This window comes from Ramlibacter paludis (genome assembly GCF_022012305.1).
Lineage (GTDB): Bacteria > Pseudomonadota > Gammaproteobacteria > Burkholderiales > Burkholderiaceae_C > Ramlibacter > Ramlibacter paludis.
This window is the reverse complement of record NZ_JAKLTM010000010.1, coordinates 68,873-92,399: the sequence shown is the minus strand read 5'-3', so window position 1 is coordinate 92,399 and position 23,527 is coordinate 68,873. Positions and strand designations below refer to the sequence as shown.

Annotated in this window: 35 protein-coding genes; 24 read left to right on the top strand and 11 right to left on the bottom strand. The window is 66.9% G+C overall.

All coding sequences use genetic code 11. From position 1 onward, the window contains the following. Positions 1-30: 30 nt before the first annotated feature. The 12 genes from rpsJ (at position 31) to LZ009_RS24075 (ending at position 6,101) form a co-directional block, all read left to right on the top strand. Entirely contained in the window at positions 31-342 is a 312-nt protein-coding gene (gene rpsJ / locus LZ009_RS24130; protein WP_145895499.1) for a 30S ribosomal protein S10, read from the top strand. Between the two features lie 167 nt (positions 343-509). Continuing rightward, entirely contained in the window at positions 510-1,208 is a 699-nt protein-coding gene (rplC, locus tag LZ009_RS24125; RefSeq protein WP_275700548.1) for a 50S ribosomal protein L3, read from the top strand. After that, positions 1,209-1,829 carry a 50S ribosomal protein L4 gene (gene rplD, locus LZ009_RS24120; RefSeq protein WP_275700547.1) on the top strand — a complete coding sequence of 207 codons (621 nt, stop codon included), beginning with the start codon at positions 1,209-1,211 and terminating at the stop codon, positions 1,827-1,829. It abuts the gene before it with no gap. Continuing rightward, a complete protein-coding gene (gene rplW, locus LZ009_RS24115) occupies positions 1,826-2,164 on the top strand; it encodes a 50S ribosomal protein L23 (protein ID WP_275700546.1) in 339 nt (112 codons plus the stop codon). The genes rplD and rplW overlap by 4 nt, the downstream gene beginning before the upstream one ends. Positions 2,165-2,166: 2 nt before the next feature. Continuing rightward, positions 2,167-2,991 carry a 50S ribosomal protein L2 gene (gene rplB / locus LZ009_RS24110; RefSeq protein WP_275700545.1) on the top strand — a complete coding sequence of 275 codons (825 nt, stop codon included), beginning with the start codon at positions 2,167-2,169 and terminating at the stop codon, positions 2,989-2,991. Positions 2,992-3,006: 15 nt separating this feature from the next. Beyond that, positions 3,007-3,285, top strand: coding sequence for a 30S ribosomal protein S19 (rpsS, locus tag LZ009_RS24105; RefSeq protein WP_275700544.1), 279 nt, complete (start codon positions 3,007-3,009; stop codon positions 3,283-3,285). Positions 3,286-3,294: 9 nt separating this feature from the next. Beyond that, positions 3,295-3,627, top strand: a complete 333-nt coding sequence (gene rplV, locus LZ009_RS24100) for a 50S ribosomal protein L22 (RefSeq protein WP_275700543.1) — start codon at positions 3,295-3,297, stop codon at positions 3,625-3,627. 14 nt (positions 3,628-3,641) lie between these two features. After that, positions 3,642-4,586 carry a 30S ribosomal protein S3 gene (gene rpsC / locus LZ009_RS24095; protein WP_275700542.1) on the top strand — a complete coding sequence of 315 codons (945 nt, stop codon included), beginning with the start codon at positions 3,642-3,644 and terminating at the stop codon, positions 4,584-4,586. 2 nt (positions 4,587-4,588) lie between these two features. Beyond that, positions 4,589-5,005, top strand: coding sequence for a 50S ribosomal protein L16 (rplP, locus tag LZ009_RS24090; RefSeq protein WP_275700541.1), 417 nt, complete (start codon positions 4,589-4,591; stop codon positions 5,003-5,005). Positions 5,006-5,019: 14 nt separating this feature from the next. Then, positions 5,020-5,229: a 50S ribosomal protein L29 gene (gene rpmC, locus LZ009_RS24085; RefSeq protein WP_275700540.1), complete on the top strand. Its 210-nt coding sequence runs from the start codon at positions 5,020-5,022 to the stop codon at positions 5,227-5,229. A gap of 9 nt (positions 5,230-5,238) precedes the next feature. Continuing rightward, on the top strand, positions 5,239-5,508 hold the full coding sequence (gene rpsQ / locus LZ009_RS24080) for a 30S ribosomal protein S17 (protein WP_275700539.1): 270 nt from the start codon (positions 5,239-5,241) through the stop codon (positions 5,506-5,508). A gap of 86 nt (positions 5,509-5,594) precedes the next feature. Continuing rightward, positions 5,595-6,101 carry a peroxiredoxin gene (locus LZ009_RS24075; RefSeq protein ID WP_275700538.1) on the top strand — a complete coding sequence of 169 codons (507 nt, stop codon included), beginning with the start codon at positions 5,595-5,597 and terminating at the stop codon, positions 6,099-6,101. 43 nt (positions 6,102-6,144) lie between these two features. On the opposite strand, the gene LZ009_RS24070 is transcribed toward LZ009_RS24075, so the two are convergent. After that, positions 6,145-6,657, bottom strand: coding sequence for a GNAT family N-acetyltransferase (locus LZ009_RS24070; RefSeq protein WP_275700537.1), 513 nt, complete (start codon positions 6,655-6,657; stop codon positions 6,145-6,147). An 87-nt stretch (positions 6,658-6,744) separates the two neighbouring features. Further along, entirely contained in the window at positions 6,745-7,416 is a 672-nt protein-coding gene (locus tag LZ009_RS24065; protein WP_275700536.1) for a cytochrome b/b6 domain-containing protein, read from the bottom strand. A 153-nt stretch (positions 7,417-7,569) separates the two neighbouring features. Between LZ009_RS24065 and LZ009_RS24060 the strand changes: the two genes are divergently transcribed. Further along, positions 7,570-8,022, top strand: coding sequence for a c-type cytochrome (locus tag LZ009_RS24060; RefSeq protein ID WP_275700535.1), 453 nt, complete (start codon positions 7,570-7,572; stop codon positions 8,020-8,022). 85 nt (positions 8,023-8,107) lie between these two features. Here the strand turns inward: LZ009_RS24060 and LZ009_RS24055 are convergent, their stop codons facing one another. From LZ009_RS24055 to LZ009_RS24045, 3 genes are read right to left on the bottom strand one after another with little or no spacing between them, the layout of a single operon-like run. Beyond that, positions 8,108-8,611 (bottom strand): TlpA family protein disulfide reductase, encoded by a 504-nt coding sequence (locus LZ009_RS24055; protein ID WP_275700534.1) that lies wholly within the window; start codon positions 8,609-8,611, stop codon positions 8,108-8,110. Between the two features lie 35 nt (positions 8,612-8,646). Continuing rightward, entirely contained in the window at positions 8,647-9,384 is a 738-nt protein-coding gene (locus LZ009_RS24050) for an alpha/beta fold hydrolase (RefSeq protein WP_275700533.1), read from the bottom strand. 1 nt (position 9,385) lies between these two features. Continuing rightward, a complete protein-coding gene (locus tag LZ009_RS24045) occupies positions 9,386-10,621 on the bottom strand; it encodes a CaiB/BaiF CoA transferase family protein (RefSeq protein ID WP_275700532.1) in 1,236 nt (411 codons plus the stop codon). A gap of 32 nt (positions 10,622-10,653) precedes the next feature. Here LZ009_RS24045 and LZ009_RS24040 point away from each other — a divergent pair, with 32 nt between their 5' ends. Genes LZ009_RS24040 through ptsP form a run of 4 tightly spaced genes read left to right on the top strand, consistent with a single transcriptional unit; the run spans position 10,654 to position 14,338 of the window. Next, positions 10,654-11,874 carry an MFS transporter gene (locus tag LZ009_RS24040; RefSeq protein WP_275700531.1) on the top strand — a complete coding sequence of 407 codons (1,221 nt, stop codon included), beginning with the start codon at positions 10,654-10,656 and terminating at the stop codon, positions 11,872-11,874. Further along, positions 11,871-12,326: a PTS sugar transporter subunit IIA gene (locus LZ009_RS24035; protein WP_275700530.1), complete on the top strand. Its 456-nt coding sequence runs from the start codon at positions 11,871-11,873 to the stop codon at positions 12,324-12,326. Before LZ009_RS24040 ends, LZ009_RS24035 begins: the two co-directional genes overlap by 4 nt. Beyond that, entirely contained in the window at positions 12,295-12,564 is a 270-nt protein-coding gene (locus tag LZ009_RS24030) for an HPr family phosphocarrier protein (protein ID WP_275700529.1), read from the top strand. The genes LZ009_RS24035 and LZ009_RS24030 overlap by 32 nt, the downstream gene beginning before the upstream one ends. Before the next feature lie 7 nt (positions 12,565-12,571). Further along, entirely contained in the window at positions 12,572-14,338 is a 1,767-nt protein-coding gene (gene ptsP / locus LZ009_RS24025; protein ID WP_275700528.1) for a phosphoenolpyruvate--protein phosphotransferase, read from the top strand. Between the two features lie 3 nt (positions 14,339-14,341). On the opposite strand, the gene LZ009_RS24020 is transcribed toward ptsP, so the two are convergent. Continuing rightward, complete coding sequence (locus tag LZ009_RS24020) at positions 14,342-15,160, bottom strand: DMT family transporter (protein WP_275700527.1); 819 nt, start codon at positions 15,158-15,160, stop codon at positions 14,342-14,344. Positions 15,161-15,197: 37 nt separating this feature from the next. Here LZ009_RS24020 and LZ009_RS24015 point away from each other — a divergent pair, with 37 nt between their 5' ends. Further along, a complete protein-coding gene (locus tag LZ009_RS24015) occupies positions 15,198-15,707 on the top strand; it encodes a GNAT family N-acetyltransferase (protein ID WP_275700526.1) in 510 nt (169 codons plus the stop codon). 4 nt (positions 15,708-15,711) lie between these two features. On the opposite strand, the gene lipA is transcribed toward LZ009_RS24015, so the two are convergent. The 5 genes from lipA to LZ009_RS23990 are packed head-to-tail and all read right to left on the bottom strand — an operon-like array spanning position 15,712 to position 19,032. Then, positions 15,712-16,704 (bottom strand): lipoyl synthase, encoded by a 993-nt coding sequence (gene lipA / locus LZ009_RS24010; protein WP_275700525.1) that lies wholly within the window; start codon positions 16,702-16,704, stop codon positions 15,712-15,714. Positions 16,705-16,711: 7 nt separating this feature from the next. Continuing rightward, a complete protein-coding gene (lipB, locus tag LZ009_RS24005; protein ID WP_430300416.1) occupies positions 16,712-17,317 on the bottom strand; it encodes a lipoyl(octanoyl) transferase LipB in 606 nt (201 codons plus the stop codon). A 55-nt stretch (positions 17,318-17,372) separates the two neighbouring features. Further along, the gene (locus LZ009_RS24000) at positions 17,373-17,684 is read right to left on the bottom strand and encodes a DUF493 family protein (protein ID WP_275700523.1); all 312 of its coding nucleotides are present in this window, start codon (positions 17,682-17,684) and stop codon (positions 17,373-17,375) included. Then, entirely contained in the window at positions 17,685-18,578 is an 894-nt protein-coding gene (locus LZ009_RS23995; protein ID WP_275700522.1) for a D-amino acid aminotransferase, read from the bottom strand. It abuts the gene before it with no gap. 10 nt (positions 18,579-18,588) lie between these two features. Then, complete coding sequence (locus LZ009_RS23990; protein WP_275700521.1) at positions 18,589-19,032, bottom strand: CopD family protein; 444 nt, start codon at positions 19,030-19,032, stop codon at positions 18,589-18,591. A 68-nt stretch (positions 19,033-19,100) separates the two neighbouring features. On the opposite strand from LZ009_RS23990, the gene LZ009_RS23985 reads away from it, so the two are divergent. The 6 genes from LZ009_RS23985 (at position 19,101) to atpA (ending at position 23,489) form a co-directional block, all read left to right on the top strand. Then, positions 19,101-19,625 carry an ATP synthase subunit I gene (locus LZ009_RS23985; RefSeq protein ID WP_275700520.1) on the top strand — a complete coding sequence of 175 codons (525 nt, stop codon included), beginning with the start codon at positions 19,101-19,103 and terminating at the stop codon, positions 19,623-19,625. Between the two features lie 7 nt (positions 19,626-19,632). Beyond that, a complete protein-coding gene (gene atpB / locus LZ009_RS23980) occupies positions 19,633-20,505 on the top strand; it encodes a F0F1 ATP synthase subunit A (protein WP_275700519.1) in 873 nt (290 codons plus the stop codon). Positions 20,506-20,564: 59 nt separating this feature from the next. Continuing rightward, on the top strand, positions 20,565-20,828 hold the full coding sequence (gene atpE, locus LZ009_RS23975; RefSeq protein WP_047501588.1) for a F0F1 ATP synthase subunit C: 264 nt from the start codon (positions 20,565-20,567) through the stop codon (positions 20,826-20,828). Between the two features lie 66 nt (positions 20,829-20,894). Continuing rightward, positions 20,895-21,365 carry a F0F1 ATP synthase subunit B gene (locus LZ009_RS23970; protein WP_275700518.1) on the top strand — a complete coding sequence of 157 codons (471 nt, stop codon included), beginning with the start codon at positions 20,895-20,897 and terminating at the stop codon, positions 21,363-21,365. Positions 21,366-21,375: 10 nt separating this feature from the next. Continuing rightward, on the top strand, positions 21,376-21,906 hold the full coding sequence (locus LZ009_RS23965; protein ID WP_275700517.1) for a F0F1 ATP synthase subunit delta: 531 nt from the start codon (positions 21,376-21,378) through the stop codon (positions 21,904-21,906). Between the two features lie 29 nt (positions 21,907-21,935). Continuing rightward, the gene (gene atpA / locus LZ009_RS23960; RefSeq protein ID WP_275700516.1) at positions 21,936-23,489 is read left to right on the top strand and encodes a F0F1 ATP synthase subunit alpha; all 1,554 of its coding nucleotides are present in this window, start codon (positions 21,936-21,938) and stop codon (positions 23,487-23,489) included. Positions 23,490-23,527 lie beyond the last annotated feature (38 nt).

Below are 23,527 nucleotides of genomic sequence, written 5' to 3'. Positions count from 1 at the left end.
CGTTGTCGCCAAGATCATGGAGTAATGGTCATGGCCCAGCAAAAGATCCGCATCCGCCTGAAAGCCTTCGATTACAAGCTGATCGACCAATCGGCCGCTGAAATCGTCGACACCGCCAAGCGCACCGGCGCCATCGTCAAGGGCCCGGTGCCCCTGCCGACGCGCATGAAGCGCTTCGACATCCTGCGTTCGCCGCACGTCAACAAGTCGTCGCGCGACCAGTTCGAGATCCGCACGCACCAGCGCCTGATGGACATCGTCGACCCGACCGACAAGACGGTCGACGCCCTGATGAAGCTGGACCTGCCGGCCGGCGTGGACGTCGAGATCAAGCTGCAGTAACCCTGTAGCCGGTCCCCGAAGGGCGCCAGGTGCGCCCTTTTTTCTTTCCTGCTACAATTGCGGGCTTCGCTTGCCTCCGGGCGGGCGGAGCTTTTATCAACCCTCTTTCGCATTCCAAACGCAGAAGCCAATTGCAGCGGCTGCGGCGAAGGTAACGGAGTAAAAACATGAGTCTGAGCAGCCTCGGGTTGCTGGGCCGCAAGGTGGGCATGATGCGCCTGTTCACGGACGAGGGGGATGCAGTCCCCGTCACCGTGATCGACGTGTCGAACAACCGCGTCACCCAGGTCAAGTCCCAAGACACCGACGGCTACGTGGCCCTGCAGGTCACGTACGGTTCGCGCAAGGCCTCGCGCGTGACCAAGCCCCAAGCCGGCCACCTCGCGAAAGCGGGCGTCGAAGCCGGTGAAATCATCCGTGAATTCCGTGTCGACGCCGACACCGCCGGCAAGTACGCCGCGGGCAAGGCCGTCGCGGTCCAGGAAGTCTTCTCCGCCGGCCAGCTGGTCGACGTGCAGGGCACCTCGATCGGCAAGGGCTTCATGGGCACCATCAAGCGCCACAACTTCAAGTCCCAGCGCGCGTCGCACGGCAACAGCCGTTCGCACAACGTGCCCGGCTCGATCTCGATGGCGCAGGACCCGGGCCGCGTGTTCCCGGGCAAGAAGATGTCCGGCCACCAGGGCGACGTGACCACCACCGTGCAGAACCTCGACGTCGTCCGCGTGGACGAAGGCCGTGGCCTGCTGCTGGTGCGCGGCGCCGTTCCCGGCTCCAAGAACGGCTTCGTGACCGTCCGCCTCGCTGCCAAGGGCCAGCCGAAGCCGGTCGTGGTGCAGGCCAAGGCCGAGAAGGGGAAGAAGTAAATGCAACTCGAACTCCTGAACGAGCAAGGCCAGGCCGCGTCCAAGATCGACGCGCCTGACACCGTGTTCGGCCGCGAATACAACGAAGCCCTGGTGCACCAGATCGTCGTCGCCTTCCAGGCGAACGCCCGTCAAGGCACCCGCGCCCAGAAGGACCGCGCCGAAGTCCACCACTCCACCAAGAAGCCGTTCCGCCAGAAGGGCACGGGCCGCGCCCGCGCCGGCATGACGTCTTCGCCCCTGTGGCGTGGCGGCGGCCGCATCTTCCCGAACAGCCCGGAAGAGAACTTCACCCAGAAGATCAACAAGAAGATGTACCGCGCCGGCATGGCCGCCATCTTCTCCCAGCTGGCCCGCGACGGCCGCCTGGCGGTGGTCGAGTCCCTCAAGGTCGACAGCCCCAAGACGAAGCAGCTGGCTGCCAAGTTCAAGGCCATGAACCTGGAATCGGTCATGGTGATCGCCGACGAGATCGACGAGAACCTGCACCTGTCCTCGCGCAACCTGCCGCACGTCTACATCGTCGAGCCGCGTTACGCCGACCCGGTGTCCCTGGTGCACTACAAGAAGGTGCTGGTCACGAAGGCCGCCATGGACAAGCTCAAGGAGATGTTCGCATGAGCCGCGTCAATCCCACTCCCGCGTCCCGCGCGAAGTACGACCAGGGCCGCCTGATGCAGGTGCTGGTTGCCCCGATCGTCTCCGAGAAGGCGACGCACGTGGCCGACAAGTCCAACGCCGTCACCTTCAAGGTGCTGCAGGACGCCACCAAGCCCGAGATCAAGGCCGCCGTCGAACTGATGTTCAACGTGCAGGTGAAGGGCGTTTCCGTCCTCAACACCAAGGGCAAGACCAAGCGCTTCGGCCGTTCCATCGGTCGCCGCGACAACGTGCGCAAGGCGTACGTGACGCTGCAGCCGGGCCAGGAGCTGAACTTCTCCGGGGAGACCGCTTAATCATGGCAGTCATCAAGATGAAACCGACTTCGCCAGGCCATCGCGGCATGGTGAAGATCTCGCGTGACCACCTGCACAAGGGCGAAGGTTACGCACCGCTGCTGGAGCCCCAGATCCAGAAGTCCGGCCGCAACAACAACGGCCACATCACGACTCGCCACAAGGGCGGTGGTCACAAGCACCACTACCGCGTCGTCGATTTCGTCCGCAACAAGGACGGCATCCCGGCGAAGGTCGAGCGCATCGAGTACGACCCGAACCGTTCCGCGCACATCGCCCTGGTGGTGTACGCCGACGGCGAGCGCCGCTACGTGATCGCCCCGCGCGGCCTGGAAGTCGGCTCCACCATGATGAGTGGTTCCGAGGCCCCGATCCGCGCCGGCAACACGCTGCCGATCCGCAACATCCCGGTCGGTTCGACGATCCACTGCATCGAGCTGCAACCCGGCAAGGGCGCGCAGATCGCGCGTTCGGCCGGCACGTCGGCCACGCTGCTGGCCCGCGAAGGCACCTACGCCCAGGTCCGCATGCGCTCCGGTGAGGTTCGCAAGATCCACATCGAGTGCCGCGCCACCATCGGCGAAGTCGCCAACGAAGAGCACAGCCTGCGCCAGCTCGGCAAGGCCGGCGTGAAGCGTCACATGGGTATCCGCCCGACCGTTCGCGGCGTGGTGATGAACCCTGTCGACCACCCGCACGGCGGCGGCGAAGGCAAGACCGGCGAAGGCCGTCACCCTGTCGACCCGTGGGGCAACCTGACCAAGGGTTACCGTACCCGTAACAACAAGCGCACGCAGACGTTCATCGTCTCGCGTCGCAAGAAGTAAGAAGGGGTCGCACAAATGACGCGTTCTCTCAAGAAGGGTCCGTTCGTGGACCACCACCTGGTGGCGAAGGTCGACAAGGCCGTCTCCGCCAAGGACAAGAAGCCGATCAAGACCTGGTCGCGCCGCTCCATGATCCTGCCCGATTTCATCGGGCTGACGATCGCCGTCCACAACGGCAAGCAGCACGTGCCGGTCTACATCACCGACCAGATGGTGGGCCACAAGCTGGGCGAATTCGCCCTGACGCGCACCTTCAAGGGTCACCCCGCCGACAAAAAAGTCGTGAAGAAGTGAGGCTGAAAAATGGCTGAAACCAAAGCAGTCCTCCGGGGTGTGCGCCTGTCTGTCGACAAGGGCCGCCTCGTGGCCGACCTGATCCGCGGCAAGAAAGTGGACCAGGCCCTCAACGTCCTGAACTTCACCCAGAAGAAGGGTGCCGTCATCATCAAGAAGGTGCTGGAGTCCGCGATCGCGAACGCCGAGCACAACGATGGGGCCGACATCGACGAGCTGAAGGTCAAGACGATCTATGTGGAGCAAGGCGCCACGCTGAAGCGTTTCACCGCACGGGCCAAGGGCCGCGGCAACCGCATCAGCAAGGGCACCTGCCACGTGTACGTGACCGTCGGCAACTAAGGCTAAGGAAGAACATGGGACAGAAGATCCATCCGACCGGCTTCCGCCTGGCCGTCACCCGCAACTGGAACAGCCGCTGGTACGCGAACAACCGCGACTTCGGCGACATGCTGGCCGAGGACATCAAGGTCCGCGACTACCTGAAGACCAAGCTGAAGAACGCGGCCGTCAGCCGCGTGCTGATCGAGCGCCCCGCCAAGAACGCGCGCATCACCATCTACTCGGCGCGTCCGGGCGTGGTGATCGGCAAGAAGGGCGAGGACATCGAGAACCTGAAGAAGGAACTGGCCACCCGCCTGGGCGTGCCGGTTGCTGTCAACATCGAAGAAGTGCGCAAGCCCGAAGTCGATGCACAGCTGATCGCCGACTCGATCACCCAGCAGCTCGAAAAGCGCATCATGTTCCGCCGCGCGATGAAGCGCGCCATGCAGAACGCGATGCGCCTGGGCGCCCAGGGCATCAAGATCATGTCCGCCGGCCGCCTGAACGGCATCGAGATCGCGCGTACCGAGTGGTACCGCGAAGGCCGCGTGCCGCTGCACACCCTGCGTGCCGACATCGACTACGGCTTCTCCGAAGCCAAGACCACCTACGGCGTCATCGGCGTCAAGGTCTGGGTCTACAAGGGCGACACGCTGGGCCGCACCGACGCGCCTTCGCTGGACTCGACGCCGCGCCCCGAGGGCGAAGAGCGCCGTGGCCCGCGCGGTCCGCGTCGTGACGGCGACCGCCGTGGCGGTCCCGGCGACAACCGCCGCGGCGGCCCCGGCGCCGGCCGTGGCGCCCCGCGCGGCGGCGTGAGCGCCGGCGCCGGCAACGTTGCGCCGGCCGATGGTGCCGACAAGCCTGCAGAAGCCACCCAAGGCGCAGATGCGCCGAAATCTGCCGTTAAGCGCGTTCCCCGCAAGACGGGTGCCGCGCCGGCCGGGACTGCCCCGACCGACGGTAAAGGAGAGTAAACATGCTGCAACCCGCTCGCCGCAAATACCGCAAAGAGCAAAAAGGCCGCAACACCGGCATCGCGACCACGGGTAACACCGTGGCGTTCGGTGACTTCGGCCTGAAGTGCACCGACCGCGGCCGCCTGACGGCCCGCCAGATCGAGGCCGCGCGTCGCGCGATCTCCCGTCACGTGAAGCGTGGCGGCCGCATCTGGATCCGCGTGTTCCCCGACAAGCCGATCTCCCAGAAGCCCGCCGAAGTGCGTATGGGTAACGGCAAGGGCAACCCCGAGTACTACGTGGCTGAAATCCAGCCGGGCAAGGTCGTGTTCGAGATCGTCGGCGTGCCCGAAGAACTCGCCCGCGAAGCGTTCAAGCTGGCTGCGGCCAAGCTGCCGCTGCGCACCACGTTCGTGACCCGCATGCTGGGCGCCTGAAGGAGGAGATGCAAATGACCAAAGCCAATGATCTCCGCCAGAAGGACGTTGCCGGCATCGAAGCCGAAGTGAAGTCCCTGCAGAAGGCCCATTTCGGCCTGCGCATGCAGAAGGCGACGCAACAGCTGACCAACACCGGCACGCTGCGCAGCACGCGCCGTGACATCGCCCGCGCCAAGACCATCCTGGCCCAGAAGCGCGCCACTGAAACCAAGACCAAGTAAGGAGTGAACATGACGGAAGCCAAGACCTCCCTCAAGCGCACCCTCATTGGCAAGGTGGTGAGCGACAAGCGTGCCAAGACCGTGACCGTGCTCGTGGAGCGCCGCGTGAAGCACGCGCTGTACGGCAAGATCGTGATGAAGTCGAGCAAGTACCACGCCCATGACGAAAAGGGCGAGTACCACACCGGCGACGTCATCGAGATCACGGAAAGCAAGCCGATCTCGAAGACCAAGAACTGGGTTGCGACCCGCCTGGTCGAGAAGGCCGTCGAAGTCTAAGACTGCGGCGCTGCAAGGCACCCAAAAACGGCCCACAATCGTGGGCCGTTTTCTTTTGTCCAAGCCATAACCCACAGGAGCAATACATGATCAAAGTCGGAGACCAACTGCCGGACGTCACGCTGATGGAATACTCGGAAGTCGAGGGCAATGGCTGCTCCATCGGCCCGAACCCGGTGAAGGTGGGCGAGGCCACCAAGGGCAAGACGATCGCCCTGTTCGCGCTGCCGGGCGCCTTCACGCCGACCTGCTCGGCCAAGCACGTGCCGGGCTACGTCGAGAAGTTCAACGACCTCAAGGGCGCCGGCGTCGACGAGATCTGGTGCGTGAGCGTGAACGACGCCTTCGTGATGGGCGCCTGGGCGCGCGACCAGAAGACCAACGGCAAGGTGCGCATGCTGGCCGACGGCAGCGGCGACTTCGCCAAGGCCACCGGCCTGACGCTGGACCTCACCGCCCGCGGCATGGGCGTGCGCAGCAACCGCTATTCGATGCTGGTCAAGGACGGCAAGGTGCAGTCGCTGAACGTGGAAGCGCCGGGCAAGTTCGAGGTCAGCGACGCGGGCACGATGCTCGCGCAAGCGAAAGCGTAAGCGCAGCGTTCGCTTTCGTCCCCGCGCAGGCGGGGACCCAGTTTCAAAACCTGGAGCTGAGGGGAGCCGGCCCCGTGTTCCACAGGTCGGCCTTCAGGTAGTGCGCGCCTGCGATGGGGTTGTGATAGTAGGGCGGGATGTCCTCGAAGCCCAGGTCCTCGTAGAGCGCGCGCGCCGCTTCCATGTCGTCCAGCGTGTCCAGCAGCACGCAGGCATAGCCGGCCTGCCGGGCGGCGTCCAGCACCGCCTCGGCCAGCCGCCGGCCCAGGCCGAAGCCGCGGAAGGCCTTGCGCACGTACAGGCGCTTCATTTCGGCGGCATTGGGGTAATCGGCCGTGTCCATCGGCCGCAGGCCGCAGCAGCCGGCCACCTCGCCGTCCACGCGGGCCAGCAGCAGCGCGCCGCGCGGGGCCGCGTACTCGCCGGGCAGCGTGGCGAGTTCTTCCTCGAAGTTCTGGAAGCACAGGTCGACGCCGAGGCCGTCGGCGTACTCGCGGAAGATCGCTCGAACTTCTTCGAGCTCGCGTGCGGTGCTCGGCGTGACGAGCTCCAGCACGGGTAAGGGGGCGGAGTCCAAAAGTCCGGAAACGGAGTGGTTGGACGGAGAAGTTTAGTCCACCGCCCACGGCTGAGTTGAAGCGGATTAACCCGCCGTTCCAAGCCTTACCACCCAGGTCACGATGCCGGCGGCCACGGCCAGCACGACCGCCGCGCCGACGCGCGAGACGGCGTCGTCCCGGGACGAGGTGGCGGGCGTGGCGACCTCCTTGTCGCCGCGGATCATCGGGCCGACCAGGTTCTGCTTCTTTTTCACCGCGTAGTAGGCGATCGCCGCCAGGTGCAGCAGCACCAGCGCGATCAGCAGGCGCTGCCCGATCTCCTTGTGGTACCAGGTCGCGGCCAGGCCCCTGGCGCTCGAGACGAAACGGTTCAGTGGCCCTGTGAAGGCGATCTCGTCGTCCGCCACGAGACCGGTGCCGACCTGCGCCAGCAGCACCAGCAGCATCGCGTAGACCGACCCCGCGCCCAGCGGGTTGTGGCCGATCAGGTGGTCCGGATGCGACTGGCCGCGCAGGTAGGCCAGCACGGAGCGCGGGTGGTAGAGGAAGTTGGCGAAGCGCGTCCAGCGCCCGCCCACGAAGCCCCAGGCGATGCGGAACAGCAGCAGCGTGAGCACGCAGTAACCCAGGCGGGCATGCCACTCCATCGCGGCGCCGCCGGTGTAGCCGGTGGCGATGAGGCCGGCCACGCAGGCGACCAGCAGCCAGTGGAAGACGCGGGTGGGCAGATCCCAGACCCGCACGCGATAGGCCATGCAGCTTCCTTCTTGTTTGTGGGGCCGGGACGACAGGCACCGGTCCCAGAGCTTAGTAATTTCCCGCGGTCGTGAGTTCAACCCGAAACTTTTGTCACGATACAGGACTCAGGCGGTCTGGCATCCGCCCGTTCAACCCTAGGAGAAGAATCCATGAAGTTCGCCGCCTCCCTGGCCCTTGCGGCCGCAGCCTGCGCCTTGTCGGCGCCCGCCTCGGCCCAGTTCGCCAAGCCGGAAGATGCCGTCAAGTACCGGCAGAGCGCCCTGTTCGTCATGAGCCAGCACTTCGGCCGCATCGGCGCGATGGTGAACGGCCGGGCGCCCTACGACGCCAAGTCGGCGATCGAGAACGCGGAGGTGGTGGCCGACATGTCCAAGCTGCCCTGGGCCGGGTTCATTCCCACCAGCGAAGGCATCTCCCAGAAGGCCAAGGCCGACATCTGGAAGGAGCAGGCCAAGTTCAAGGAGCACAACGAAAAGCTGATGGGCGAGACCACCAAGCTGGTCGCGGCGGCCAAGACCAACAACCTGGACAACCTGAAGACGGCCTTCGGCCAGACCGCGGCGGCCTGCAAGGCCTGCCACGACAACTTCCGGAATAACTGACGAACAAAAGCCCCGCGTGCGGGGCCTTGTTCGTCATCCCCGCGCAGGCGGGGATCCAGAGAAAAGGGCGCCGCGGCGCCCTTTTTCAAGTCTCCGCGAGGAGCTTCTCGATCAGCTTGTGCAGCTCGGCGAAATCGGGCTCGCCCACGTAGCGCTTCACGATCTCGCCCTTCTTGTTCACCACGTACGAGGTGGGCGTGAGCTGCACTTCCCCCCAGGCCTTCGCCACCTTGCCGGTGTTGTCGATGGCGACCTGGAACGGCAGCTTGCGTGTCTCGGCGTAGTTCACGACGTAGCTGGGCGGGTCGTAGCTCATGGCAACGGCCATGTGCTGGTAGCCCTGGCCGTGGTACTTGTTGTACGTGGCGACCATCTTGGGCATCTCGGCGACGCAGGTGACGCAGCTGGTGGCCCAAAAGTTCACCAGGGTCACCTTGCCCTTCAGGTCCGCCGTGGTCTTCTTCGAGCCGTCCAGCAGCACGAAGGTGCTCTCGGGCGCCGCGGACGCGCCGCCCGCCACGAACACAGCGGCCGCGGCAGCCACCGCCACCACCACCGCCCCCAGGGCATATTTCAGTTTCCCAGCCATGGCGGAATTGTCCTCCATCGGCGCCGGGTCCGCATTTACCTGGCGCAATCCCCCAGCAAGCGCACCAGGGCGTCCGGCGCGCTGACCATGGGGTCGTGCCCGGTGGCCAGTTCCACCACCCGCATGCCGGCGCCGCCGGCCCAGGCGCCGTCCCAGTACTTCGGATCGCGCACCCGCCGGCGGATCACGTCGATGGTGCCCAGCGGCGGCGTGGTGCAGTCGATGAAGGTGCGCGGCACCCCGGCAACCCGGTTCGGGTCGAACTCCAGCGGCGCCTGGTAGGTATGGCCGGGATGCGCGGTCTGGCGCCGCTGCACCCAGGCGTGGTCCTGCGCGGCCAGGCCGAACACGCTGGGGTCGGGCGGCGGGAAGCTGTAGTCGGGCGATGCCTGCGCCGCGGCCAGCCGCGCCTCGCGCGTGGCGCTCGCATGCGTGCCACTCCAGCTCTCGCCGGGCTTGGGCACCACGGCGTCGACATAGACCAGGTGCCGCAGGCGCTCGGGCATGCGGTCGGCAATCGCCGTGCCGATCATGCCGGCATAGGAATGTACCGCCAGCACCACGTCCTGCAGCTCCTCGAAGACGAGTGTGTTGGCGACGTCGGCGATGTGCGTTTCCAGCGTGACCAGCGGGGACATCAGGTGCACGCGCTCGCCGACGCCCGTGAGCGTGACGGCATGCACCCGGTGCCCTTGCGCCGCGAGCCGCGAAACCACCCGCTGCCAGCACCACGCGCCATGCCAGGCGCCGTGCACCAGGACGAAATTCGCCATCTCAGATCACCTCCCGGGACTTCAGTCCCGCCATGCGTTCGCCGTCCGCGCCCAGCAGTTCGCGCAGGACTTCCTCGGTGTGCTGCCCCAGCAGCGGCGGCGGCGTGTCGGTGCGCACCGGCGTTGCCGACAGCTTGAGCGGACTGGCCACCAGGTTCACCGGGCCGGCCAGCGGATGCTCCCAGGTGTGGACCATGCCGCGCTCGCGCACGTGCGGATCGGCAAACACTTCGGCCAGGTTGTTGATCGCGCCGCACGGCACTTTGGCCGCCTCCAGCGCCGGCAGCCATTGCGCCTTGGTGCGCGCCTTGAAGATCTCTTCCAGCATCGGCACCAGCACGGCGCGATTGCGCACGCGGTCCTGGTTGCGGGCGAAGCGCGGGTCGGTCGCGAGCTCGGGCCGGCCCGCCACCTGGCAGAACTTGGCGAACTGGCCGTCGTTGCCCACCGCCAGGATCATGAAGTCCTTGTGGCCGTCCGCCGCGGGGGCCACTTCGAACACCTGGTAGGGCACGATGTTCTGGTGTGCGTTGCCGGCACGGCCCGGCACCTTGCCGCTGACGAGGTAATTCGCGCCCAGGTTGGCGAGCATGGCCACCTGCGTGTCCAGCAATGCCATGTCCAGGTGCTGGCCCTGGCCGGTCCGCTCGGCGTGGCGCAGCGCGGCCAGGATGCCGACCGTCGAATACATGCCGGTGAACAGGTCGGCCACCGCCACGCCCACCTTCTGCGGGCCCCCGCCGATGTCGTCACGCTCGCCGGTGATGCTCATGAGGCCGCCCATGCCTTGCACCGCATAGTCGTAGCCCGCCCGTTCGCGGTAGGGGCCGGTCTGGCCGAAGCCCGTGACGCTGCAATAGACCAGGGCCGGGTTCAGCTTCGAGAGTGACGGGTAGTCGAGGCCGTAGCGCGCCATGTCGCCGACCTTGAAGTTCTCGACGAACACCTGGCAGTGCTGCACCAGTTCGCGGATCAAGGCCTGCCCTTCGGCCGAAGCGATGTCGCAGGTGATGGAGCGCTTGTTGCGGTTGGTGCCCAGGTAGTAGGCGGCTTCCGCGGTGTCGCGGCCTTCGCGGTCATGCAGGAAAGGCGGCCCCCAGCTGCGGGTGTCGTCGCCGCTGCCCGGGCGCTCCACCTTGATCACGTCGGCGCCGAGGTCGGCCAGCGTCTGCGTGCACCAGGGGCCGGCCAGCACGCGCGACAGGTCGAGCACGCGGATTCCATCGAGGGCGTTCATGGCTCCCATTATCGGCACGGATAATCGACGCAATGACCGAGCTCGCGCGGCGCCAGGCGGTGGCCGTTTTCTTCGCCTTCGCCTTCGCCTACTTCTTCGCCGCGGTGCTGCGCGCCATCACGGCCACGCTGTCGCCGACGCTGACGCAGGAGTTCCAGCTGGGCTCGGGCGAGCTGGGCCTGCTGGCCGGCGGCTACTTCCTGGGCTTCGCCATCATCCAGCTGCCGCTGGGCACCTGGCTCGACCGCCATGGGCCGCGCAAGGTGATCCTGGGCTTCGTCACCTTCGCCGTGCTCGGCTGCGCCGCCTTCGCGCTGGCGCAGGGCTTCACCGCCTTGCTGGTGGCGCGGGTGCTGTGCGGCCTGGGCGTGAGCGCCTGCCTGATGGCGCCTCTGACCGGCTTCCGGCGCTGGTTCACGCCGGCCGTGCAACTGCGCACCAACTCCTGGATGCTGATGACCGGTTCCATGGGCATGGTGGCTTCCACGCTGCCGGTGCAGTGGCTGCTGCCGGTGGTGGGCTGGCGCCCGCTGTTCTGGGGACTGGCGGTGCTGATGGCGCTGTCGATGCTGGTCATCGCCTGGCGGGTGCCGGACTGGTCCACAAGCGACAGCACCGGCCCGCGCGGCGGCACTTATGCGGATGTGTGGAAGCACCCTTATTTCCGCCAGATGACGCCGATCGGCTTCATCAGCTACGGTGGCATGATCAGCGTCCAGTCGCTCTGGGCCGGCCCGTGGCTGGTGCGGGTGGCCGGCTACGAGCCGCTGGCCGCGGCCGGCGGCCTGTTCACCATCAACCTGTGCATGCTGGGCGCGTTCTGGAGCTGGGGCATGGTCAATCCCTGGCTGCAGCGCAACGGCTTCCACACCGACCGCCTGATCGCCTGGGGCCTGCCCCTCAGCTTCGTGGTGCTGGCCGTGCTGGTGGTGGCCGGCCCCGCGGCCGGTGCCGGCACGCTGGCGCTCTTCTGCGTCAGCAGCACCTTCGTTTCGCTGGCCCAGCCCGCCGTCGGCATGGTGTTTCCGGCCTCGCTGGCAGGCCGGGCCCTCTCGGCGTACAACCTGGTGATCTTCCTCGGGGTGTTCGTGGTGCAGTGGGGCATCGGCCTGCTGGTCGACGCCTTCCAGGCCGCGGGCTGGACCGAAGTGTCGTCATTCCGCGCCGCCTTCGCGGTGTTCCTCACCCTGAGCGTGCTGTCCTATGCCTGGTTTCTGTACAGCAGAAGCCATAATCGGACGAAAGCCCCATGAACGCCATCCTGCTGATCGCCCACGCACCGCTGGCCAACGCCCTGCGGCAATGCGTGCTGCATGTGTTTCCGGACTGCGGCAACCTGGTCGTGGCGATCGACGTGCAGCCCAACCTGCAGCCCGAGGAGACCCTGGGCGCTGCCCGCATCGCGATGGACCAGCTCACGCAGCAGCCGCAGGTAAAGGGCGTGCTCGTGCTGGCCGACATCTTCGGCGCCACGCCCAGCAACGTGGCACAGAAGCTCGTGGACGGCGTCAGCTCGCGCCTGATCACGGGTGTGAACCTGCCGATGCTGCTGCGCGCGGTGAGCTACCGGCACGAGCCGCTGGACACGCTGGTGTCGCGCGCCGTCGTCGGCGGCACCCAGGGCGTGATGCAGGTGGCGATCACGGCGCCGCAGAACCAGCCCAGACGGAACCATGATCAAGAAGAACACGACCATCAGCAATAAGCTGGGGCTGCACGCGCGCGCCTCGGCCAAGCTCACCAAGCTGGCCGGCAGCTTTCCCTGCGAGGTCTTCATGAGCCGGGGCGAACGGCGCGTCAACGCCAAGAGCATCATGGGCGTGATGATGCTGGCCGCCGGCATCGGCACCGAGGTCACGCTGGAGACGGACGGCGAGCGGGAGCAGGAGGCGATGGACGCGCTGCTGGCGCTGATCGCCGACAAGTTCGGGGAAGGCGAGTAACCAGGGTATGACCTTCAGCGTCCAGGGCATCGCCGTTGCGCGTGGCATTGCCATCGGGCGCGCCGTGGTCATGGGCTCGGGTCGCGCCGACGTCGCCCACTATTTCATCAAGCCGGAACAGGTCGAGTCGGAGATCGAACGGGTGCGGGTGGGCCGCAACGCGGTGGTCGACGAGATCCACCGGCTGCAGCAGACCATCGCCGCGATGGGCCCGAAGGAAGCGCCGCACGAGCTGTCGGCGCTGCTGGACGTGCACCTGATGCTGCTGCAGGACGAGGAACTGATCTCGGGCGTGAAGCACTGGATCACCGAGCGCCTGTACAACGCCGAATGGGCGCTGACCACGCAGCTGGAAGTGCTGTCGCGCCAGTTCGACGACATGGAGGACGAGTACCTGCGCGAGCGCAAGGCCGACCTCGAGCAGGTGGCCGAGCGCATCCTGCGCTACATGAAGGGCATGAGCTCGCCGGTGGCGCAGCCGCCCTCGCCCAAGCGCAAGACCTCGCAGGACCTGTTGCTGGACGACAGCGTCGACGTCCCGCTCGTGCTCGTCGCGCACGACCTGTCGCCGGCGGACATGCTGCAGTTCAAGCAGAGCGTGTTCGCGGGCTTCGTCACCGACGTCGGCGGCAAGACCTCGCACACCGCGATCGTCGCGCGCAGCATGGACATCCCCGCGGTCGTCGGCGCGCGCAGCTCCAGCCAGCTGGTGCGGCAGGACGACTGGGTGATCGTCGATGGCGACAGTGGCGTGATGATCGTCGACCCGTCGCCGATCATCCTGGCCGAATACGGCTTCAAGCAGCGCCAGGGCGAACTGGAGCGCAGCCGCCTGAGCCGCCTGCGCCACACGCCGGCGGTGACGCTGGACGGGCAGAAGGTGGAACTGCTCGCCAACATCGAAATGCCGGACGACGCGGCCGCGGCGCTGAAGGCGGGCGCGGTCGGCGTCGGCCTGTTCCGCAGCGAGTTCCTGTTCATGGGCCGGCAGGGCAACCTGCCGAACGAACAGGAGCAGTACCTGGCCTACCGCAAGGCGGTGGAAGGCATGCAGGGCCTGCCGGTCACCATCCGCACCGTGGACGTGGGTGCCGACAAGCCGCTGGACGACGCCCGCCGCGACAACGCGCACCTCAACCCGGCGCTGGGGCTGCGGGCCATCCGCTGGAGCCTGGCCGAGCCGGAGATGTTCCGCACGCAGCTGCGGGCGATCCTGCGCGCCGCCGCGCACGGGCGCGTGAACCTGCTGGTGCCCATGCTGGCGCACGCGACCGAGATTCGCCAGACGTTGTCGCTGATCGACTTCGCGCGGGCCGAGCTCGACAACCGCGGCGTGGCTTATGGCAAGGTCGACATCGGGGCGATGATCGAAATTCCGGCCGCGGCCTTGCAGGTGCGCACCTTCCTGCGCTACTTCGACTTCCTGTCGATCGGCACCAACGACCTGATCCAGTACACGCTGGCCATCGATCGGGCCGACGAGTCGGTGGCCCACCTGTACGACCCCTGCCATCCGGCCGTGCTGGGCCTGGTGGCCGACACCATCGCCGAGTGCCGGCGCCAGGGCAAGAGCGTGAGCGTCTGCGGCGAGATGGCGGGCGACGTGCAGTTCACGCGCCTGCTGCTCGGCCTGGGGCTCAGGAGCTTCTCGATGCACCCGGCGCAGATCCTCGCCGTGAAGCAGGAGGTGCTGCGGGCCGACACGGTGCGGCTGCAGCCCTGGGCCGAGAAGGTGGTGGAGTCCGAGGATCCCGGACAGGCCTTGATGGCCTGAGGGCTACTTGCGGGTGCCGACGATGGCCGCGCCGATGATCAAGGCGGCCGCCAGCAGGATGCTGGCGCTGAAGCCCCGTCCCGTCACCAGCACCAGCAGCGTCGTCGACAGCAGCGGCGTGATGTAGCTCAGGATGCCGATCTGCCGCGCGTCGCCGCCCTTGAGCGCCTTGTCCCACAGGAAGAACGCGGCGCCCAGCGGGCCCAGTCCCATCACGGTGAGCAGCAGCCAGTCGCGCGCGGACAGCGTGGTCGACGGCTCCAGCGCGACGTGGCATGCCAGCGAGAGCAGTCCGGAGACCAGGCCGAACAGGCCGATCGCCGCGGTCGGAAAGGCCGCCACCCTGCGCGTGCCCAGCGAGTACGTGGCCCACAGGAAGGCTGACGCCAGCGCCGGCAGGTAGCCCCACGACCACGTGCCTTGGGTGCCGCCGCCGCCCAGGATCGCCACGGCGGCGCCGGCAAAGCCGGCCAGCGCCGCGAGCACGTGCGTCGCTTTCAGGCGCATCCCCGGCAGGATCAGCGGCGCCAGCACGACGATCAGCAGCGGCCACAGGTAGTTCACCAGGTTGGCCTCCACCGGCGGCGCGATCCGCAGCGCGATGAACAGCAGGAAGTGGTAGCCGAACAGGCCATAGATGCCGAGCGCCAGGGTCTTGGCCGGCACCTTCCACTGGCGCGCGAGCGGCCAGGCCGGCACGCTGCCGATCACCAGCGCCAGGCCGGTGAGCAGGAAAGGCGGCACGTGCTTGAGCGTGACGCCGAGCGTGGCCAGGGAGGCCCAGAGCGCGATCGCGCCCAGGGCGTAGACATTCGGATGCATGGGGCGTGACTGTAGCGGTCTATGCTTGGCGCCATCCATGCAGCACGCGATCCGTCCCATGCAGAAGGCCGACCTGCCGCACGTCCTGGCCTTGCAGGAGCAGGCCTATGCCGGCGCGGACTTCGAGCCGGAGCGGGTCGAGGTCTATGCCAACCGCATGGCGCTGGCGCCGCAGTTCTGCCTGGTCGATTTCGCGCCCGATGGGCACTTGCAGGGCTACCTGGTCTCGCATCCCTGGCGCGAGGCCGTGCCGCCGGCACTGGATGCGATCCTCGACTGCTTGCCGCAAGCGGCCAGCTGCTGGTACCTGCACGACTGCGCGGTGGATGCGCGGGCCAAGGGGCGCGGGGTGGCGGCGCGGCTGCACCACGTAGCGGTGGACCGGGCGCGGGCGCTGGGCTTGCGGCGGGCCGCGCTGGTGGCTGTCGGGGATGCAGCCGGGTTCTGGCGCCGCCTGGGCTATGCGCCGCGGGAGTTGCCGGGGATGCGGGAGCGGCTGAAGGATTACGGGCCGGAGGCCGCGTACATGGAGCGGCTGCTGGCCTGAAGGCTCAGGCGCCGATGGAAACGCCGGCGGCGTGCGCCTGCTGGTCGGCGTGGTACGAGCTGCGCACCATCGCGCCGACGGCCGCGTGGCTGAAACCCATCTCGAGCGCCTTCGCTTCGAACATCTTGAACGTGTCCGGATGCACGTAGCGGCGCACCGGCAGGTGCGACGTGGTCGGGGCAAGGTACTGGCCGATGGTCAGCATGTCGATGCCGTGCGCGCGCATGTCGCGCATCACGTCCAGGATTTCCTCGTCGGTCTCGCCCAGGCCCACCATCAGGCCGCTCTTGGTCGGCACGCCGGGATGCAGCGCCTTGAACTTCTTCAGCAGGTTCAGGCTGAACTGGTAGTCGGAGCCCGGGCGCGCTTCCTTGTACAGGCGCGGGATGGTTTCCAGGTTGTGGTTCATCACGTCCGGCGGCGCGGCCTTCAGGATCTCCAGCGCGCGGTCGTCGCGGCCGCGGAAGTCGGGCACCAGCACTTCGATCGTGGTCTGCGGCGAAAGCTCGCGCGTCTTGCGAATGCACTCGACGAAGTGGCCGGCGCCGCCGTCGCGCAGGTCGTCGCGGTCCACGCTGGTGATCACCACGTACTTCAGCTTGAGCGCGGCGATGGTCTTGGCCAGGTTCTCCGGCTCGTTCACGTCCAGGGGATCGGGGCGGCCATGGCCCACGTCGCAGAACGGGCAGCGGCGGGTGCACTTGTCGCCCATGATCATGAAGGTCGCCGTGCCCTTGCCGAAGCATTCGCCGATGTTGGGGCAGCTGGCTTCCTCGCACACGGTGTGCAGCTTGTGCTCGCGAAGGATCTGCTTGATCTCGTAGAAACGCGACGAGGCGCTGCCGGCCTTGACGCGGATCCAGTCCGGCTTCTTCAGCACCTCGCCCGCTTCCACCTTCACCGGGATGCGCGACAGCTTGGCGGCGGCCTTCTGCTTGGCGGTGGCCTGGTAGCTGTCGACGGATTGCGCTTCGCGGACGACGGGATTCGAGCTCATGGGATCCTTAGGGAGCCAGCAGGGCCTGGAGCTTGCCGGCCAGGAGGGCGGCGGCATCGTTCCAGCTGGTGGAAACCCCGATTTTAGAGAGGTCGACGGTTTCCAGCCCGGCGTAGCCGCAAGGGTTGATCCGGCCGAAGGGTTCCAGGTCCATGGCGACGTTCAGCGCCACGCCGTGGTAGGTGCAGTGGCGCGAGACCTTGATGCCGAGCGCGGCGATCTTGCCGAGGCCGTCGAATTGGCCGTCGCGGGGGCTGACGCCGTGGCCGGCCGGATCGGCCAGCCGCACGTAGATGCCCGGCGCGCCGGCCACCCGGTGCCCCGTCACGCCGTATTCCCACAGCGTGCGGATCACCGCCTCTTCGATCCGGTAGACGTATTCCTTGACGAAGTAGCCGGCGCGCTTCAGGTCGAGGAGTGGATAGGCGACCACCTGCCCCGGCCCGTGGTACGTGACCTGGCCGCCGCGGTTGGTCTGCACGACCGGGATGTCCCCGGGCGCGAGCAGGTGATCGTCCTTGCCGGCCAGGCCCTGCGTGAAGGTCGGCGGGTGTTCGCACACCCACAATTCGTCCGGCGTGTCCGGGCCGCGGGCCTCGGTGAAGGCCTGCATCGCCTGGTACGTGGGCAGGTAGTCCACCCGCCCGAGCACCTTCACTTGCACGGAATCAGAGGACGACCTTCACCATCGGGTGCGAGGTCAGCGCCCGGTACAGGTTGTCCAGCTGCTCGCGGCTGGTCGCCTTCACCGTGATGGTGATGCCCAGGTAGTTGCCCTTGCTGCTGTCGCGCAATTCGACCGTCGCCGCGTCGAATTCGGGGTCGAACTGGCGGGCGATGGTGGTGACGGCGTGCACGAAGCCGTCGGCCTTCGCGCCCATCACCTTGATGGGGAAGCGCGAGGGGTACTCGATCAGCGACTCCTTGCGGGAATCGACCGGGGCGGGGGGCGGGGCGGGCGGATAGATGGAGGCGGACATTTATTGAGCCAGTTTGGCTTGCTGATAGCCAGCAAACAACTTCTCGTAAATGGGGCCGGGCTTGCCATTTCCAACTGGCTTGCCGTCCAGCTGCGTGCAGGGCAGGACTTCCTTGGTGGCGGACGACAGGATGATCTCGTCGGCGCCCTCGACTTCGGCGCGCGTCACCCGGCGCAGCTGGAAGGGAATGCCCGCGTCGCGGCACAGCTGTTCGATCAGGCCGTAGCGGATGCCTTCCAGCACCAGGTTGTCCTTCGGCGCGCCCAGCACCATGCCCTTCTTCACCACCCAGACGTTGGAAGCGGCGGCTTCGCTGAGCGAACCGTCGCGGAACATGATGGTCTCGTTGCCGCCGACATCGGCGCTCATCTGCCGCGACAGCACCGCACCGGCCAGGCTGGTGCTCTTGATGTGGGCCTTCTTCCAGCGGAAGTCGTCCGCGGTGACGCAGGCCACGCCCTTGGCGCGCTCCTCGGCCGGGTAGATGTAGAGGCGGTTGACCATGCCGAACACGGTCGGCGTGATGTCCGCCGGCATGACGTGGTCGCGCATCGCCACGCCGCGCGTCACCTGCAGGTAGACCAGCTGGTTGGTGTCTTCCTTCTTCTTGCCGACGTGCGCGGCGTAGGCGTCGATCAGCTGCTCGACGACCTGGCGCCAGCCGGCGCGGTCCATCGGGTTGCGGATGCGCATTTCGCCGAGGCTGCGGTCGAGGCGGGCCATGTGTTCCTCGAAGCGGAAGGGCCGGCCGTTGTACGCAGGCACCACTTCGTAGACGCCGTCGCCGAAGATGAAGCCGCGGTCGAGCACGCTGACCTTGGCGTCGCGGATGTTGCCGAGCTCGCCGTCGAGCCAGCAGGGAAGGGCGGGAATGGGTTCGGTCATGGCCCCCATTCTCCCTGCTTCAGCGCCAGAGCAGCACCGCCGCGATCGCCACCCAGCCGATCGCCAGGTTCATCTTCACCAGCAGCGCGATCTGCTGCACGCGCTTGCCGGCCTCCGGCCAGTCCTGCGCCGCCACTGCCTGCTTCAGGCGCCGCCACGGCCCGAAGAAGATGTGGCCGAACACCAGCATCATCACGATGCCCAGGGCGGCCATCGCGTGCCAGCCGGGTGGCGTGGCGCCGCCGGCCGCCTGCATCAGCAGCATGCCGCCGGTCGCCAGCAGCAGCACGATGCTCACCATCACCACCACGAAGAAGCGACGCAGCACTTCCACCACCAGCGGCAGGCGCTGCGGCGGCTGCAGCGCGCCGAGTGCCGGCCGCAAGGCCATGACCATGAAAGCCATGCCGCCCATCCAGAAGATGGCCCCGGCGATGTGGAAGAAGAGAAGCAGGTTGCGCATGCGGCGATTGTCAAGCCCACCGGACTCGTGTTGGGGGACTTCCGGACCGGGCTGGGTTTCTACTTATAATGGGAGGCTTTCCAAAATTTTCAGGGCCAACAGTGGCGGGCAATCCAACCAAAACAATCGCGCCCCTGCCTGAAGATCCGGAGGAGACCTCCCCCGTCCAGCCGTTGACCGCCGAACAGGCGCGATTGGTGCGCGAGCAGAACCCCGCGGTGTCCCCGTGGTGGGTGGTGGCGGGGCAGGTCTTGGTGGGTGTCGTGGCGGCCCTGGCCGCCTGGGTGCTCACCGGCAGGCAGAACGTGGGCTGGTCGGTTGCATACGGTGCATTGGCTGTGGTGATTCCCGCGGCGGTGTTCGCGCGCGGCCTGACCGGAAAGTTTTCATCGCTCAACGCGGGAACCGCCGCAGTCGGTTTCCTGCTGTGGGAGATGGTGAAGATCGCCTTGACCCTCGCCATGATGGCGATGGCCCCGAGGCTGGTGGCGGGACTGAGCTGGCCGGCATTGCTGATCGGCCTGGTCCTCGCAATGAAGGTTTACTGGGTTGCCCTGGCGTTCGCGCCGCGGCCCAAGACGAAATCGAGCTGAAAGAAACATGGCTGCTGAAAACATGGCCGCGGAGCACGGTCCGAGCGCTGGCGAATACATCGTTCACCACCTGACTTTCTGGCAGAACAAGAAGCCGGCCAACGTGGTCGACTTCAGCGTCTTCAACTACGACTCGCTGTTCTGGGCGATCCTGATCGGCGTGCTGGGCTGCTTCTTCCTGTGGAAGGCGGCGCGCAAGGCGACCTCGGGCGTGCCCGGCCGCTTCCAGGCCGCGGTGGAGATCCTGGTCGAGATGGTCGATTCGCAGGCCAAGGGCATCGTCCACAACGCGCAGAGCCGCAAGCTCGTCGCCCCGCTGGCGCTGACCGTGTTCGTCTGGATCTTCCTGATGAACGCGATGGACCTGCTGCCGGTCGACCTGATCCCGGCCGCGTGGCAGTGGGCCTTCGGCGCCGCCGGCCACGATCCGCACCACGCCTACATGCGCAGCGTTCCCACCGCCGACCTCTCCGTCACGATGGGCCTGTCGCTGGGCGTGCTGGTCACCTGCCTGATCTACAACGTCAAGATCAAGGGCGCGGGCGGCTGGGTCCACGAGCTGTTCACGGCCCCCTTCGGCGCGCACCCGCTGCTGTGGCCCTTCAACTTCCTGATGCAGGTCATCGAGTTCATCGCCAAGACCGTCTCGCACGGCATGCGACTGTTCGGCAACATGTATGCCGGCGAACTGATCTTCCTGCTGATCGCCCTGATGGGCGGCGCCTTCTCGCTGAGCGGCACGGGCATCGGCCTGGCCATCGGCCACATCATCGCGGGCTCGGCCTGGGCGATCTTCCACATCCTGATCATCACGTTGCAGGCCTTCGTGTTCATGATGCTGACGCTCGTCTACATCGGCCAGGCCCACGACGCGCACTGAGCGCGCGCAGTTTTCGTTTCGTTTTTAGTCAACCACCAAAGTCCCTTAGGAGCAAGAAAATGGAAGTTATCAGCTTTGTCGCCCTGGCCGCCGGCCTGATCATCGGCCTGGGTGCCATCGGCGCCTGCATCGGCATCGGCATCATGGGCAGCAAGTACCTCGAGTCGGCCGCCCGCCAGCCCGAGCTGATGAACGAGCTGCAGACCAAGATGTTCCTGCTGGCCGGCCTGATCGACGCCGCCTTCATTATCGGCACCGGTATCGCGCTGTGGTTCGCCACCGCCAACCCGTTCCTGGCCCAGATCGCCAACCTGCCGAAGTAAGAAGTCCCATCCTTTCGGTCCAACCCATTCCCGCCAGCCTCCGCGCCCGGGAGCAAGGATGAAAAAGTGAGCATCACCGGCACCCTCATCATTCAGATGATCGTGTTCCTGATCCTGGTCGGGTTCACGATGAAATTCGTCTGGCCGCCGATCGCCGCGGCGCTGGACGAGCGCGCGCGCAAGATCGCCGACGGCCTGGCCGCCGCCGACAAGGCGAAGGCCGAACTGGCTGCCGCCGACAAGCGCGTCGAGCAGGAGCTGGCCCAGTCGCGCAACCAGACGGCAACCCTGCTGGCCGACGCCGAGCGTCGCGCCCAGGCGATCGTCGAGGAAGCCAAGGCCCGCGCCACGGAAGAAGGCGCCAAGATCGTCGCCGCCGCCCGTGTCGAGGCCGAGCAGCAGACCGTCAAGGCCCGCGAGGCCCTGCGCGAGCAGGTTGCCGCCCTGGCCGTCAAGGGCGCCGAGCAGATCCTGCGCAAGGAAGTGAACCCCAGCGTTCACGCCGAGCTGCTCAGCCGCCTGCAGACCGAGCTGTAAGGACGCGAACATGGCAGAACTCGCCACCATCGCCCGCCCGTACGCCGAGGCGCTGTTCGATGCGTCGAAGACGGACGCGAGCGGCGCCCTGCAATGGCTGGACGCGCTTGCCGCCGTGGCGGGCAATGCCCAGCTGCAGCAGTACGCCGGCAACCCGAAGGTCGGCAACGACCAGGTGTACGCGCTCGTGACCGAAGTCGCGCGCGTGCAGCTGCCCGCGGCCGGCCAGAACTTCCTGCGCACCATCATCGAGAACGGCCGCCTGGCGGCGCTCCCCGAGATCGCGCAGCAGTTCCGCGCCATGAAGAACGCGCAGGGCGGCTCGTCCGATGCCATCGTCTACAGCGCCTTCCCGATCGCCCAGGACGCGCTGCCGCGCGTCGCGCAGGCCCTCGAGAAGCGCTTTGGCCGTAAGCTCAATCTCTCCGTGCAGGAAGACCCGTCCCTCATCGGCGGCATCCGCGTGGTGGTGGGCGACGAAGTGCTGGACACCTCGGTCAAGGCCCGCCTGGAACAAATGAAAGTCGCGCTGACGGCCTGATGCCGTTACGCCCCCACTAGGACAGAGTCATGCAGCTCAATCCCGCTGAAATTTCCGAACTGATCAAGAGCCGGATCGAAGGCCTGGCCGCCAGCGCCGACATCCGCAACCAGGGCACCGTGCTGTCCGTGACCGACGGCATCGTCCGCGTGCACGGCCTGTCCGACGCCATGGCCGGCGAAATGCTGGAATTCCCGCCCACTCCCGATGGCAACGCCACGTTCGGCCTGGCGCTGAACCTGGAGCGCGATTCCGTCGGCGCCGTGATCTTGGGCGAGTACGAGCACATCTCCGAAGGCGACACCGTCAAGTGCACGGGCCGCATCCTGGAAGTGCCGGTCGGCCCCGAGCTGATCGGCCGCGTGGTCAACGCCCTGGGCCAGCCGATCGACGGCAAGGGCCCGGTGAACGCCAAGATGACGGACGTGATCGAGAAGGTCGCTCCCGGCGTGATCGCGCGCAAGTCGGTCGACCAGCCGGTGCAGACCGGCCTGAAGGCCATCGACTCCATGGTGCCGATCGGCCGGGGCCAGCGCGAGCTGATCATCGGCGACCGCCAGACCGGCAAGTCCGCCGTCGCGGTCGACACGATCATCAACCAGAAGGGTCAGAACATGACCTGCGTGTACGTCGCCATCGGGCAGAAGGCGTCCACGATCAAGAACATCGTTCGCGCGCTCGAGCAGAACGGCGCGATGGAATACACCATCGTCGTCGCCGCTTCCGCCTCCGAGTCCGCCGCCATGCAGTACGTCTCGGCGTACTCCGGCTGCACGATGGGCGAGTACTTCCGCGACCGCGGGCAAGACGCGCTGATCATCTATGACGACCTGTCCAAGCAGGCCGTTGCCTACCGCCAGGTCTCGCTGCTGCTGCGCCGCCCGCCGGGCCGCGAAGCCTACCCCGGCGACGTGTTCTATCTCCACAGCCGCCTGCTGGAGCGCGCCGCGCGCGTGAACGCCGACTACGTGGAAGCCTTCACCAAGGGTGAAGTCAAGGGCAAGACCGGCTCGCTGACCGCGCTGCCGATCATCGAAACGCAGGCCGGCGACGTGTCCGCTTTCGTGCCGACCAACGTGATCTCGATCACCGACGGCCAGATCTTCCTGGAAACCAGCCTGTTCAACGCCGGTGTCCGCCCCGCCATCAACGCCGGTATCTCGGTGTCGCGCGTCGGTGGCGCCGCCCAGACCAAGCTGATCAAGGGCCTGTCCGGCGGTATCCGTACCGACCTGGCGCAGTACCGTGAGCTGGCCGCCTTCGCGCAGTTCGCCTCCGACCTCGACGCGGCCACGCGCAAGCAGCTGGATCGCGGCGCCCGCGTGACGGAACTGCTCAAGCAGGCCCAGTACAGCCCGCTGTCCATCTCGCTGATGGCCGCCTCGCTGTTCGCGGTGAACAAGGGCTACTTCGACGACATCGAAGTCAAGCGCGTGCTGGCCTTCGAAAGCGGCCTGCACGGCTGGCTGAAGGACCGCAACGCGGCCCTGCTGCAGAAGCTCGAATCGGAGCGTGCGCTGTCCAAGGAGTCCGAAGGCGAACTCACGGCTGCGATCGAAGCGTTCAAGAAGACCTTCGCTTAACCATTGATCAGTTGAGGACGGAGCAGGCGCATCGCGCT